Source organism: Companilactobacillus sp. FL22-3, assembly GCF_054881455.1.
In genome coordinates, this window is record NZ_JBTYYZ010000005.1 from 125,517 (window position 1) to 138,824 (window position 13,308).

The 13,308-nt window shown below is 38.5% G+C and carries 13 protein-coding genes; 3 read left to right on the plus strand and 10 right to left on the minus strand.

Annotation, left to right across the window (positions count from 1 at the left end; genetic code table 11):
• Nucleotides 1-13: 13 nt before the first annotated feature.
• The 3 genes from ACYT32_RS06080 to ACYT32_RS06090 form a co-directional block, all read right to left on the minus strand.
• On the minus strand, nt 14-940 hold the full coding sequence (locus tag ACYT32_RS06080) for an AEC family transporter (RefSeq protein ID WP_395265159.1): 927 nt from the start codon (nt 938-940) through the stop codon (nt 14-16).
• A 78-nt stretch (nt 941-1,018) separates the two neighbouring features.
• Nucleotides 1,019-2,296: an RNA polymerase factor sigma-54 gene (gene rpoN / locus ACYT32_RS06085; protein ID WP_395265160.1), complete on the minus strand. Its 1,278-nt coding sequence runs from the start codon at nt 2,294-2,296 to the stop codon at nt 1,019-1,021.
• Nucleotides 2,297-2,408: 112 nt separating this feature from the next.
• Nucleotides 2,409-3,011: a TetR/AcrR family transcriptional regulator gene (locus ACYT32_RS06090; protein ID WP_395265161.1), complete on the minus strand. Its 603-nt coding sequence runs from the start codon at nt 3,009-3,011 to the stop codon at nt 2,409-2,411.
• Between the two features lie 310 nt (nt 3,012-3,321).
• On the opposite strand from ACYT32_RS06090, the gene ACYT32_RS06095 reads away from it, so the two are divergent.
• The 3 genes from ACYT32_RS06095 to ACYT32_RS06105 all read left to right on the plus strand — a co-directional run bounded on the left by ACYT32_RS06095 (nt 3,322) and on the right by ACYT32_RS06105 (nt 6,829).
• The gene (locus tag ACYT32_RS06095) at nt 3,322-5,628 is read left to right on the plus strand and encodes a SpaA isopeptide-forming pilin-related protein (protein WP_395265162.1); all 2,307 of its coding nucleotides are present in this window, start codon (nt 3,322-3,324) and stop codon (nt 5,626-5,628) included.
• A gap of 279 nt (nt 5,629-5,907) precedes the next feature.
• On the plus strand, nt 5,908-6,345 hold the full coding sequence (locus ACYT32_RS06100) for an SLAP domain-containing protein (protein WP_395265163.1): 438 nt from the start codon (nt 5,908-5,910) through the stop codon (nt 6,343-6,345).
• 169 nt (nt 6,346-6,514) lie between these two features.
• The gene (locus ACYT32_RS06105; RefSeq protein WP_395265164.1) at nt 6,515-6,829 is read left to right on the plus strand and encodes an SLAP domain-containing protein; all 315 of its coding nucleotides are present in this window, start codon (nt 6,515-6,517) and stop codon (nt 6,827-6,829) included.
• 58 nt (nt 6,830-6,887) lie between these two features.
• Here the strand turns inward: ACYT32_RS06105 and citG are convergent, their stop codons facing one another.
• The 7 genes from citG to ACYT32_RS06140 are packed head-to-tail and all read right to left on the minus strand — an operon-like array spanning nt 6,888 to nt 13,270.
• Nucleotides 6,888-7,700 (minus strand): triphosphoribosyl-dephospho-CoA synthase CitG, encoded by an 813-nt coding sequence (gene citG, locus ACYT32_RS06110; RefSeq protein WP_395265165.1) that lies wholly within the window; start codon nt 7,698-7,700, stop codon nt 6,888-6,890.
• On the minus strand, nt 7,697-8,236 hold the full coding sequence (gene citX, locus ACYT32_RS06115; RefSeq protein ID WP_395265166.1) for a citrate lyase holo-[acyl-carrier protein] synthase: 540 nt from the start codon (nt 8,234-8,236) through the stop codon (nt 7,697-7,699). The genes citG and citX overlap by 4 nt, the downstream gene beginning before the upstream one ends.
• 10 nt (nt 8,237-8,246) lie before the next feature.
• A complete protein-coding gene (citF, locus tag ACYT32_RS06120) occupies nt 8,247-9,788 on the minus strand; it encodes a citrate lyase subunit alpha (RefSeq protein WP_395265168.1) in 1,542 nt (513 codons plus the stop codon).
• Nucleotides 9,778-10,680, minus strand: coding sequence for a citrate (pro-3S)-lyase subunit beta (gene citE, locus ACYT32_RS06125; protein ID WP_395265169.1), 903 nt, complete (start codon nt 10,678-10,680; stop codon nt 9,778-9,780). Before citE ends, citF begins: the two co-directional genes overlap by 11 nt.
• Nucleotides 10,680-10,973 (minus strand): citrate lyase acyl carrier protein, encoded by a 294-nt coding sequence (citD, locus tag ACYT32_RS06130; protein ID WP_395265170.1) that lies wholly within the window; start codon nt 10,971-10,973, stop codon nt 10,680-10,682. Before citD ends, citE begins: the two co-directional genes overlap by 1 nt.
• Nucleotides 10,963-11,973 carry a [citrate (pro-3S)-lyase] ligase gene (citC, locus tag ACYT32_RS06135; RefSeq protein WP_395265172.1) on the minus strand — a complete coding sequence of 337 codons (1,011 nt, stop codon included), beginning with the start codon at nt 11,971-11,973 and terminating at the stop codon, nt 10,963-10,965. Before citC ends, citD begins: the two co-directional genes overlap by 11 nt.
• A 10-nt stretch (nt 11,974-11,983) precedes the next feature.
• The gene (locus tag ACYT32_RS06140; RefSeq protein ID WP_395265245.1) at nt 11,984-13,270 is read right to left on the minus strand and encodes a 2-hydroxycarboxylate transporter family protein; all 1,287 of its coding nucleotides are present in this window, start codon (nt 13,268-13,270) and stop codon (nt 11,984-11,986) included.
• Nucleotides 13,271-13,308: the final 38 nt, after the last annotated feature.

Here is a 13,308-nt window from a genome sequence, read left to right on the forward strand (position 1 = left end):
CAAAACTAATAACCTAAATACTTCCTAGTGCAAAAACGATAGGAATCGTGATTAAACTCAAAACAGTTGATAAGCTCATCACAGAAACTGCCGGAGTTGTTTCCCCTTTTGCCTGTAGCGTAAACAAAACAACTAGTCCTGCGACCGGACATGCGGCCATAACTAACGTCGTATAAAAAGCTACACCAGTCACACCAATTATCTTCATTAAAAAGATCCCAATAATCGGGAAAAGTAGATTTCGCAATAAAATCGTCATTAATAAGGACTTATTTAACATTTGCCGACTAAATTTGATGTTAGCCAGACTGTTCCCAATCACAATCATTGATAAGGGCGTATTGATCGATCCAACATACTTAATAATTTCTTTTGGAAAACCACCTAAATTAAAAGAAAAACCCAAGATCACGATTCCAAGAATAATCGCAATGATATTTGGATTCAGTAAAACTTCGCGCCAGTCGGCCGATTCGTTTGTCTGATCGTTGTTCTTGAACAGTGATACCCCCTGCGTCCAACTAAAAATATTAAAAGCTGCCAATGACACGACGGCATAAAAAACTCCCGTGGCACCAAAAAGTGAACTGATCAACGGTATTCCCATAAAACCAGCATTGGAATAAATACTGCCATACTGAGCGATTTGCTTCAAATTAGTATCCTTTAAACCATGAAAAACTATTTTGACCACAATGATTTCTATGATATACAGCAAAAAGACTGCCAGGATTGCGAGCATAAACATTCGCAAACGATCACTCGAATAAGGCTGCTCAAAGGCATTGATGATCAAACATGGCGATACAATATACAATAAAACATTGGTTAAGTCGCTGGAAGTCTGGGGATGCATGAAACCAAGTTTATTGATCAATACCCCGATCATCATCAAGCCAAACATTAACACAATTTGATTAACTAATTGTCCGATATTCATTTAGTTACTCCCCTCAATTAGTTAATTATACAAATAATTCTCTCCAAAAGAAAAAGCATCCCTCAAAAAGGACGCTTTTTAAATTCGACGACGACTAGTGGCTGGAAAGCCTAATTCTTCACGGTACTTTGCTACTGTTCGTCGTGCTATTTGGAGACCATCTTTTTGTAAAATATCGGAAATCTTTTGATCGCTCAGAGGTTTAGATTTATCCTCATCATTCAGGATGATCTTGATTTTATTTTTGACTTGATCAACTGATTGATCTTGACCCACTGTAACTTTGCTGCGACGGGAGAAGAATTTCTTCAATTCGAAAATACCAAAGTCAGTTTGAATGTACTTACCATTGATCGTACGGCTAACTGTTGACTCACTGACTTGCAATTTTTGAGCCACATCTCTAATCAATAGTGGTGCCAAAGAATCGCTCTCTTGCATAAAGAATTTATATTGGGACTTAACGATACAGCGACCAATTATGGAAATCGTATCGATTCGACGTTGCAAGTTGTATTCCAAAGTCTTGTATTGATTATACTTACGTTTAATGTATTCTTGAACTTCACTATCATTTGATGAACTCAAATTGTCATATGTTTCTTGTGCGAAGATCAATTGGGGTTGTCCATACTTTGTGACTGCTAAAGTTAATTTATCATTTTCTTTTTTGACAGCCAATTCTGGCACAACATACTGCTCATTTTGCGAAGTGTATCTTTGACCAGGATTTGCCGACAGAGATTGAATGAAGTCGGCATCAGCCTGTAATTCAGCGTTTGACAACTTCAAAACCTTTCTTAACTTTTTCCATTCATGCTTAACGAACAGTTCAAAGTTATCACTCAGCATTGAGAGAATGGCTGGATTAGCTGAATCAGCTTCGGCTTGCAAATAAAGACATTCTCTTAGATCCTTGGCTCCAATCCCAGGTGGGTCTAATTGATGCAGCAAAGTTTTAGCATCCAACAGCATGATGGGCGTAATATCTGGTAATTCTCGATAAATCTCCTCATCAGACAACGTTAAATAACCATTAGGATCTAACTGCTCAATCAAATAGACTACCAAGTCCCGCAAAGGTGTTTTACGCATCGTTAATTGAACTTGATCCAATAAATAATCAAACAGCGATTGTTGCTCATCTTTTATTTGATAATTCCTCACATCATTACTTACGAATGGCATATCTAAATTCATCCGCACATCGAATAAAGGATTCTCTAAACTTTGCTCGTTTAAGTAGTCTGCCAAGTCGATCGCATCCGATTGCAAAATCAAAATTGATTGTCGCATTCCTTGTGTCAAAGTTATTCCTTGAACTTGTTTTTGATTTAAAGTTTCTTGTAATTTCATTATTTACCCTCCCTCCATTAGTTAAATTGTTGAAGATTATTCATTCCGAAAAATGAAAAGGCTTCCAAATTAACTATCATATTAATGATAGCGCTTTTTACAAAATTTGTATTTATTCTTCTAAAAATTTTTTAGGAACAGATTTCTTTGCAATAAAGGTTGTTATCCCTGTCGTGTTTAATCTAATCAACCGATTCTTAAATTGGCTCCGATCAATGTCCAGACTATTTTGGTGATAAATTCGAAAGAGCGTCAAAGTATTCCGGCAGATAAAATTAGCACAGATATAAGCATCCAGACGCGATATTTCATATTTATCGTTAAATTCTTTCGCTAATTGCACCGATACTTCAGTTTCAACTTTTCGAGCCAGAAACGAATACTCATTTGAAGTCATTAAGAACGTATAAAATTGCCGAGATTTTTCAAAAAAATCAAAGAAACGATCAAAGATATACCCTGAGACTGGCAGACTTTGATCGAGCGGCGTTTCGATAATTGAAGCAAATAACCGTTGAGCAATCTCATGTGCAACCATATCCGCAAAGTCATCGATCGAATCATAATGTAAATAAAAAGTCTTGCGATTGATCTGTGCTTTTTCAGTTAAAGCTTTAACAGTAATATCATGATAGTTTTGGCCTTGGGCCAGTTCTTGAAAGGCCTTTTGTAGGGCTTGATTGGTTTTCTGAACTCTGCGATCAACTTTTTTCATTTTTCCACTTCTATTGTCTGATATTTTCGATTTTTGGTTTATTTGCCTCAAACTATAGCACATTTTTATCAAAATATGATTGTATTTATAACTTTATCATTAATTAATTAGTCTAATTTGCTAATAAAAAACAACTTCATTATTTATTGGTATACATACAAGTAGATGATATGTCAACATTAGTAACTCAATGGTCTATTTATTTTACTCCGCAGGTTCAGGGCCATATACTGAGGTCGTAATAACGAACAAGTTTATTACACTGTTTTCAATTAAACAAATAACTCCATTACTTATTGGAGGCTTAAATATGAAACTGTTAAAAAGATTATTAATAGTTGCATCAATGCTTGGAGCATTTATAGCGTTGTGGTTTGTTTTTCAGGCACCGACACAAGTTACTGATGCTGCAACCGTTGCCCCACCGACGACTAGTTCAACTGTTCAATCAAATTCCACGATTGAACCTAAAGCTGAACTTACTGTCAACGGATTAACTGGCAGTGATGCAAAAATTACCGATATGAACGGCGTTTTGATTCAACCATCTGATAACTTGTACAGCTGGTTAAATTTTAATGTTAGTTATAATTGGAGCATCCCTGATAATGTCAAAATCGAATCTGGCGATACTATTCCTTTTGAATTACCTTCCGGAATAGTTTCATCAGGTGATCTATCCTTCCCAATTTATGATTCCAATGGAGTCGAGATTGGGAATGCCACGATTAAAAATGGCGAGGCCAAAGGTGTAATTACCTTTAATGACGTTTTGAGTGAAACGACCATCGACCGTCACGGCACTTTAAGCTTCATCGCTAAAGGTACTAATAACGGTAATGGCAATCAAGGTCAGAATTGGATGTTTAACAAGAATGGCTGGGTTTCTGGCTATGATCCTACGACTGGTATTCCCGACCAATTAACTTGGAACATCGCTTTCAATCCTAACCTCCATAATTTAACAAACGTTGTCATTACTGATACTTTAGGACCTAATGAAGAGTATATCCCTGGTTCACTCACTGCCATTGCTGGTTCTTATGGCCCTGGTGGTTTCGAGAGCAATGGTCATCAATTGACTCCCGAAGTGACAACTAACGGCAATCAAGTAATTATCAGTTTCCCTGGTAATATTACTACTGCAGTTGATATTTATTATCGTGTCAAAGTTACTGGAACTTCAGCCAGTGGTACGACAACTTGGACTAACCACGCAACCATGGCTTCTAGCGAAGGTAATCAACAAGTCGATACTGAAACTTCTTGGGGAGGTTCTGGTACTGGTACTGGAGGCCAAAAAGTTGGCTCAATGACCTTTACCAAGACTGATGGAGTCTCTGGTGCACTACTTGCCGGTGCCGAATATGAGCTCAAAGATAGCAAAGGGAAAGTATTGATTTCCAATGCCATGACCGATCAAAACGGTAAAATCGTTCTAACAAACCTACCTTACGGCGATTATACTTTGACAGAAGTCAAAGCTCCTAATGGTTACATCCTAGATTCAACCCCAATCAGCTTCACGATCTCTGATTCGTCAGTTGATATCACCTCAACTCAAAAGGATCAAGCAGAAGCCGGCGCAGTAGTTTTGAAAAAGATTGATCCCGATACTAAAGATTCAATTTCTGGAGCAACCTTCAATCTTTTGGATCAAAATGGCAAGCTTGTTAAAGAAGGTCTTGTAACCAATGACAATGGTGAAATTGCTGTGAGCGACCTACCTGCTGGTATTTATCAATTTGTGGAAACCCAACCTGCTGCAGGTTATGATCTCAACACAACACCAATTGAATTCACTGTTGTTGCTGGTCAAACAACTCCAGTAGAATTGGAAAAGTTCAACGTTGCCACAACTGTTGTTCCAAATACAGGTAATGTTGTCTTAACCAAAGTTGACGCAACACTCAATAAACTCTTACCTGGAGCCATCTTTGAACTTTTGGATGGTAACGGCAAGGTTATTGAAACTGGTCTAACGACTAATGCGAACGGTCAAATTACAGTAACTGACCTTGAAGCTGGAAACTATTCCTTTGTTGAAATCGCGGCCCCTGAAGGCTACGAATTGGACAAAACTCCAATCAACTTTACCGTAAGTAAAGATATCGTCAGCGACTTAGAGGCAAAAGATCAGCCAAAGCCAACTGAACCAAATCCTCCAGTTGAACCTAATGAACCTGGACCCCCAGTTGAGCCGACTGAACCACCAGTTAAACCTACCGAGCCACAGCCTGGTAAACCTGAACCTCCAGTTGAACCGACTGTCCCTCAACCTGGTAAGCCAAATCCTCCGGTTGAGCCAACTGTTCCTCAACCTGGTAAGCCAAATCCTCCGGTTAAACCAACTGTTCCTCAACCTGGTAAGCCAAATCCTCCAGTCAAACCGATTGTCCCTCAACCCGGTAAGCCTGAATTACCTACTGAACCAAGCAAACCAATCTCTCCAACTGAACCAGGTAACTTGATCCCTCCAGTTAACCCTGAAGCATCAGGTGATGAACCTGTTCCAGAGACCGTTGGTGTACTTCCTCAGGTCAATGGCAGTGCAAGTAATTCGACATCGAATTCAGCGCTGGAAAGTTCCCACAGACTAGTGACGCAAATGGTTTAGCTTTGATGATCAGTGGTTTCTTGATTATGTTGTTCGTCTTCTTTAAACATCTAATTAAAAATAGAAATTAACATTGATACCCCCTGACGCCTAATCAGAGGGTATTATTTTGCCCTACATCAACTGTTTTCCTTATACACAATGGCTACACAAAGAATAAGACAGCCTAACTAGGATATATTATTATGTTTTCGATAGCAGAATATTAATGATCTCTTGTTATCAATGACAAAAATAGATTTCTCCATTGGTACATTGAAATCTAGGGAGATAATCAACATGAAATTATATCAAAAAAGTCTTTTATCCGCTGCACTCTTAGGATTGGGAATGGGAATTTCCACTATTCCCGCAATTACTGCAGGCAATGGCATCGTTCAAGCGGCCTCATCAAATGATCTAACTAATTTGAACGCTGAAGATTTTTACTATCGTATTTCAAAAAATCGTTTTGTCAAAGCAGACGATATCAATATTCTTTACAAAAATGAAGAAACAGACTCAGGAATGATTCAAACGGAAGTTCCGAATACTTTTCGTTTGATAGTCGTTAAAAATAATGCCCCATTGTACAATCTTGCCGGTAAAAAAGTTCACCGCAAACTGTCAAAAGACACTATTTATGATTTAGGCGGCGAAGGTACATTCATGCAACGTACTTATTATCGGGCCTCCGATGGTAAATTGGTCCCGGTCGACGATTCTAGTGAAGTCTAAGCTTGCTTTATCAATTGATAATTCAATATACATAACGGCTATCTACTCTACAACATCAAAAATTAAAATTAGGTTACTATTATATCGATAACAAATTATTAATTTAAAAATGCATTGTTATCACGATTTAAAATGTACGTTTGTCAGACAAAGGAGAAAAAATAATATCATGAAGTTAATTCAAAAGAGCCTTTTATTAGTATCAATGTTAACAGTCGGTGCCGGTGCAGCTGTCCCAACAGTGACTGCCACGATAACAGCTGATGCTGCTACCAGTTCGGTCAAAAAAATAGCTTCCACCAAAATCAAGGTTAAGGAAGCAAAGGCTCAATTGTATAATGAAAAAGGTAAAAAGTTATCTCGCTGTCTAACCAAAGGTACAACGAAGAAAACTTCTGAAAAGAAGAATATTAAGAACTGCAACTATTATAAAGTTGGCAAGAACGAATTCGTCAAAGCATCTAACGTAACGGTGGAAAAATAGTATCCTTACAAAAAATAGCCTCTGATAAAAAAATCAGAGGCTATTTTTACATTATTATTTAAATTAAAAATAGAAAAATCGTAATAATCAGCAGGTCAGCGCTACCACCAAGGCTCAAATTGTGTTGATTACAATAAGCGTTCATTGTTCCCAAAAGCTCTCGCCCTTTAGGTTGACTACAACCGCCTGCATCTAAGATCTCTTGGGCATAACTTTGAATTTGTTTTAGTGACTTTGGACCACCTCGTTTAATGACATTTGAATCATCAGACTCAGCAATAATCACCATCAAAGTATCCAAAAGTGAACTGTTAAAATCGCCGTCAAAGTGAGTTTTTAAATAAGGTAAAGCCTTTTCGAAAACGACTGGATAACCTGCTTCAGCTTCGCCACGTATTCCAGTGATTCCATATTTCAAATATAGCTTTTCGCCATTCGATAAGTGAGTCTTACTTTCCAGATTATCAAAATCATTCTTAGTTAACCCACGCAACATCTGCGTGACAGTATTACGTATATCAGTGCGGTCAAAGCCAGTTGCGGCTAACAAGATTCCTAAAGAAAAGATTGCTCCCTTATGGGTATTGATTCCATCAGTAGCTAAAAACATCATTTTTTCAGCTTCAACTCCCATGGGGCGGATCAACTGAAATAATTTGGTCAAATCATTTCCTCTAAATTTTTCTCCTGCTTCCGCAAACTGAACAAAGTATGGTCTAAGAGCCACTGCACTATCAATAAAAGTAAAAACATCCATATCTGAGTGCGTTGAGTGGTCGACTGGATCGACTAAACCAGGCTTTGGTTGGACATCGACTTCATATAGTAACGATTTCAAGGCAATATCTGCTAATTTTATCTCTAGTTTCATGAAAGCTCCAATTGTTGGTTGATAAGTTGATTGATATAAGCTTGCATTTCTTGAACAGAATGAGTTCGGTTCCTTGCGCAAACTTTAGCGGGTTGATCACAAATCAAGCACTTGCGTTCAGGCAGTTCAAAACGGCTGCGGCTCAATGGAACCATCATCCCATCTTTTGACTCTAAAATATCAATATCAAACAGTCTACCTAAGGCGTCATTATTCTCAAACTTAATAGCCTTTTCTTTCACGCTAGTAGGTTCACCTTCAACGATGGCAAAGATTTCCGGTCCTGTTGCAACATCCCACAGCAATTGCCAATCAACCATATGATTGATCAAAAAATCAGCTACACCTTTTTGAAAAACACGGCTTAAATAAAAGTTATTCTTAATCGGTCCAGGAATATTCAACTTAGCATTGATCAATGATTGATGCTTTTGGACTATTTGGGCCAAACGACTTTGTTCCATAACGCGGGCATCACGATTACGTAATACTTGGGCAATGTCTTGTTTGACTCCGTTTGAAAATACTTCAACCATCTATCTACTCCTAATCTTTTACTTGATAAACTGTATCGATCAAACTTCCATCACGATATTCGATCAAAGCTACAGGACGATCGGTGAATTCTAGTGGTTCTGGCTTACCCACAATGGCTTGAGCCTTCTTTTGTAATTCTTCGATCGTATAAACTGGTACACCAGGGATATTCTTCAAGGCGTCAATTAAATCTTGGCGTTTAGGATTGATGGCAATACCCACTTCTGTAACCAGAACGTCAATACTATCACCAGGCGTTACAACGGTTGTAACGTCATTGACGACAGTAGCGATTCTACCACGAACCAATGGAGCTGAAATAATTGTCAATTTTGCATTAGCAGCATCTTGGTGACCACCAATAGCGCCACGCAAAACTCCATCTGAACCCGTCATAACGTTAACATTGAACTTAGTATCGATTTCCAAGGCAGACAAGATGCAGACGTCCAATTGATTGACCGCAGCCCCTTTATTATAAGGATCAGCGTACCAAGAAGAATCGATTTCTTGTTGATTCTCGTTGTTAGCCATACTTGCGGCAGCACCTTTATCAAAATCTTGTACGTCTAAGATCTTGTTAACAAGTCCTTCTTCCAATAAATCAACTGTTGGCTTAGTAATACCACCTAAAGCAAATGAAGCTTTGATATTCTTTGCCAACATTGAATTTCTCAAATAACGACTGACGGCCAAAGCAGCACCACCAGAACCAGTTTGGAAACTAAAGCCATCTTTGAAATATTGTGAATGTGTAATAACTTGGTTAACCATTTCAGCAATCTTTAATTCTTTGGGGTCCTTTGTAAAACGAGTTGCCCCTGATCCAATTTTGTCAGGATCTCCGACTTTGGGAACTTTTACAACATAGTCGACTTGTGTTTGTTCAATACTTGCTGGCGTATTAGGATATGGCATGATTGTATCAGTCAACAATACAACTTTATTTGCATATTTCGCATCCATCAATGAATAACCCATTGAACCGAAAACAGCATCACCATGAATTGCATTAGCATTACCAGCGGCATCAGCATTCGGAACTCCAAGAAAAGCGATGTCGATCTTGATGTCGCCATTTTCAATCGAACGTGCCCGATTACCGTGTGAACGTAAGACAACGGGATCTTTCAAACCGCCGTGTGAAATGAAGTCTCCTAAGCTGCCACGCATACCAGAAGAAGTAATGTGTGAAACTGTTCCGGCTTTAATGGCTTTGATAACCATATCATTCATCACATTAGTTAAAGAACTTGGAGCCAAGGTTAAATCTTGGAATCCTTCATTGATAATTTCTTGCATCACCATGTTGAAGACAAAGTCACCTTCACGAAAATGATGGTGGAAAGAAATCGTCATTCCGTTCTTTAAACCAGCTTTAGCAATTACATCAGGAATTGAATCAACTAATTTATCCGTTCCTTGGGAAACTCTGACTTGGTGACTGACGTAAGTTGTCTCTGGGTGACCAATTTCAGTAGTCTCAAATGGTTTGTAGTTCTTTTCTTTCAAAATATCATCAGGTATTTCACGATTTACTTTATTCAGCATAAAGATTGCCCTCCTCATCAACTAAGTGTGAAGCTTTAGCTAAAGCCATGGTTCTTTGAGCTCTGGCAACAACTGGTTTATCGACCATCTTACCACGTAAGGAAATAACTCCTGAGCCCTTCTTGTGGGCCTCTTCAATGGCATTCAACACATCTTTAGCATTACGAATCTCTTTTTCAGTTGGTGCATAAATTGCATTGACCAAAGGAATTTGGCGAGGATTGATAACTGACTTGCCATCAAAACCAAGTTCATGAATAATTTCCACTTCATGATTAAAGCCTTCAGTATTATCAACATCTGAATAAACAGTATCAAAGGCGGCAATTCCAGCTGCACGTGCTCCATGCAAAATCATATTTCTAGCAAATGACAACTCAGCTCCATCAGGATAACGACGAGTCTTCATCATTGTGACGTAATCTTCAGCTCCCAAAGCAATTCCGATTAAACGATCAGAAGCTTTTGCAATGGCTGGTGCATTCAAAACACCTTCAGCACTTTCAATAGCTGCCATCATATGTGTCCGACCCACTTCAATGCCAAAGAACTTTTCAGCTTCGGCGATGACCTTTTCTGTTTCAACGACATCCTCCGGAGTTTCTGTCTTAGGCAAACGAATAACTTCAACTCCAGCTTTAACCATGGCATAAATATCGGCTTTACCCATATCAGTATCAAGACCATTGATTCTAACGACTAATTCCGAATTACCATAATCAACATTTTGTAAAGCTTCAAAGACTAGCATTCTGGCAGTATCTTTTTCTGTGATTGAAACTGAATCTTCTAGGTCAAACATAATTGAATCAGCCCCGTAAATACCAGCATCTTTGATCATAGCAGGGTTATTACCAGGAACAAACATCATCGTTCTTCTTAATCGTTCCATTATCCCAATACCTCCCAATTTGGTTGATTTTGAGTATCTGTGGCTCTTTGAATGGCGGCAATCAAACGAGCTTTGATCGTACAATCTAAGGCCCCTTTGTCGACGGCACGGACATTGACATCTTTAATATCATATTCCGCTAACAAATCCGTAATCACTTTTCGAATCTGTTTACCAAATTGCTTTTCTACTTGTGAATCTAAATTGATTTCAATTCCATTACCTTTGGATAAAGTAAATTGGATATCGCTTGATTCCAATGTACCTGCTAAGGCTGTGTGTTTAATTTCCATCGTGAATCCTCCTTTGTAAACTGCTTAAATTATTGTTGATAAAGTTAAAAGTTGTTGCTGGAACAAATTTTTGAATCAGTTCAAGGTCATTCTTTTCAATCGCCTGACGAACTTTGGTAGCACTGATAATCTGGTTTGCCACTGCCTTTCGCTCTATAATCTCTAACTTAAGCTCAGGTGGCAACACTCGTTGCAGAGTTTGATTATAAATCTCGGTTGTTGGAGAGAATGGCTCTTGGCCGACATAGCGCTTCGTGATATGTAACGCTTGAGCGATGCGCTTGAAAACCTGTGCGTCTAGTTGTGTCTGATAATCGACTACTTGGGTTCGACTCTTAATAAAGTAGGATGGAAAAGTGGCAAAACTGACCATGTACTGATCACCATTGACCACGATCACGTTCGACAAATCGCTTGTCCCTTGCTGAACTAATTTTAAACGTTCATCCGTGGTAAATAACGATGCATCTTGAGCAACTACGAAGAGATAAACGTAATCGCTTTTTTTAGCGGCTTGTTCAACTAAGTAACGATGGCCCAGAGTAAACGGATTAGCGTTCATAACGATGGCTGAGATCTTTTTGCCATTAACTTTTGGCACCGTGTCTAAATATTGCTCGATCGAGTAATCACCGGTTTCTAACAATGCAGCTGAATCAGTCTGAGCAATAGTTTGAAAGCCTAAATACTCAAAGCTTTGGCGATAATTTGGCTTCGTGAAGACGAAAACATGAAAGATATTTTGAGCAGCCAAATCGTTGATCAAGTCAGAAACTAACTTATTAAAAGTATTACCACCTTGATACTGAGGATCGATTGCCAAGTATTTCAATACATTTTGAAAAAAGGAGCCCGTGGCAATCAATTGATCATCTTGATAGATTCCCAATGTTTCAGAAATATCAGCTAAATTCTCAATTACTAGACCTTCACTTTGAATCAAAGTTTGCCACTGCTTGTAATAATAAGGATCTTTTAGGTTTAAAGTTGTTGTTTCCAAGATATCGCCTCTAAGCAAAAATTCTCATTAGGAAAATTGAAAGTGTAACGGTGATGGCACCACCTAAACGAACCGCAACTTGGGCGAAAGGCATCAAGTTCATCCGATCACCAGCAGCTAGAATTGCTAAGGCACCTGTACCACCTTGTCCGGAACAGCAAGAAACAGCAATGGCTGTATCGACAGGATACATGTGCAAGAATTTAGCACTGAAGAACGCTGCTGCAACGATAGCCGTAACGGTAATAAAGATCGTCACTAACATTGGAATATTGGTAAAGACCGTGATCAATGACTTCCAAGGTGTCATCGCAACACCGACACCAAATAGCAATAATGGTGAGATACCAGCAACTGTCAAACTGTAAAGTGATTTTCCACCTTCTTGAACGGAATCAGGAATCCAGCCCAACATCTTTGCGACCATAACCACGATCAATAAAACGATTGGTGCAGGTAAATGGATAATTGAGTTAACGTAAACACCTAAGAGATAAAGTGTAATAGCTAAAATTCCAGAAACTAACATCTTAGTAATGTTAGCTGTATCTGACTTCGAAGAAAGACTGCCTAATTCATCAGAATCTCCATCGGATTCAACTAAACGACCGTTACCAGTCAAATTTGGTCTCCAAATACCGATTTGTCTAAGAATTCCTGCTTCAATAACGGCAACTAGGCTTCCCAACATAACACAAGGTAAAATTTGGGCGAAAATATTTTGTTGGCCCATTGAAATAATAGCGGCATAACCAAGTGACAATGGCAAAGCACCTTCACCAACACCACCAGCCATAATTGGTGCAACAACGAAGAAGTAAGCTTTATAAGCTGAAAGTCCTAATAACATTCCGACTCCCATACCAACTAATGGTCCAACAACTTCACAAATCAACAAAACAACGATGATCCGCATACTAGCTTGAATCAGAGTCTTCCGATTCATAGCTGAAATACTACCAACAATCAATAAAGCAATAAAAACGGCTAGAAAATTATTGTTGTTCATGAAACTAGTAACTACTTTAGTCGTACTCTTGGGTAACCAACTCATATAAACTAAAAATGATGGCAAAAATGTTACCACAAGAACCTTTCCACCTAAGGAATTAAGAATTGGGATATGCTTACCAATTTCCTCTAGTAGAAAAGAAAACAAGGTCATGATTCCGATAGCACCAATCATGTCGTTAGGCATTTGATTAGTCACAGTCAATAAAACATAAGCAATCAAGAGTAAAACGTACAATGGCATTGGAACTATTCCAATATTCAAAGCCATAAATTTTTGAAAGATATTTTTGTTCTGATCTTCATCAGGCATCGAATCAATTT

Bases quoted from the DNA above. Each gene is read 5' to 3' on its own strand.
- ACYT32_RS06080 (WP_395265159.1), bottom strand. From the start codon at position 940: ATGAATATCGGACAATTAGTTAATCAAATTGTGTTAATGTTTGGCTTG.
- rpoN (WP_395265160.1), bottom strand. From the start codon at position 2,296: ATGAAATTACAAGAAACTTTAAATCAAAAACAAGTTCAAGGAATAACT.
- ACYT32_RS06090 (WP_395265161.1), bottom strand. From the start codon at position 3,011: ATGAAAAAAGTTGATCGCAGAGTTCAGAAAACCAATCAAGCCCTACAA.
- ACYT32_RS06095 (WP_395265162.1), top strand. From the start codon at position 3,322: ATGAAACTGTTAAAAAGATTATTAATAGTTGCATCAATGCTTGGAGCA.
- ACYT32_RS06100 (WP_395265163.1), top strand. From the start codon at position 5,908: ATGAAATTATATCAAAAAAGTCTTTTATCCGCTGCACTCTTAGGATTG.
- ACYT32_RS06105 (WP_395265164.1), top strand. From the start codon at position 6,515: ATGAAGTTAATTCAAAAGAGCCTTTTATTAGTATCAATGTTAACAGTC.
- citG (WP_395265165.1), bottom strand. From the start codon at position 7,700: ATGAAACTAGAGATAAAATTAGCAGATATTGCCTTGAAATCGTTACTA.
- citX (WP_395265166.1), bottom strand. From the start codon at position 8,236: ATGGTTGAAGTATTTTCAAACGGAGTCAAACAAGACATTGCCCAAGTA.
- citF (WP_395265168.1), bottom strand. From the start codon at position 9,788: ATGCTGAATAAAGTAAATCGTGAAATACCTGATGATATTTTGAAAGAA.
- citE (WP_395265169.1), bottom strand. From the start codon at position 10,680: ATGGAACGATTAAGAAGAACGATGATGTTTGTTCCTGGTAATAACCCT.
- citD (WP_395265170.1), bottom strand. From the start codon at position 10,973: ATGGAAATTAAACACACAGCCTTAGCAGGTACATTGGAATCAAGCGAT.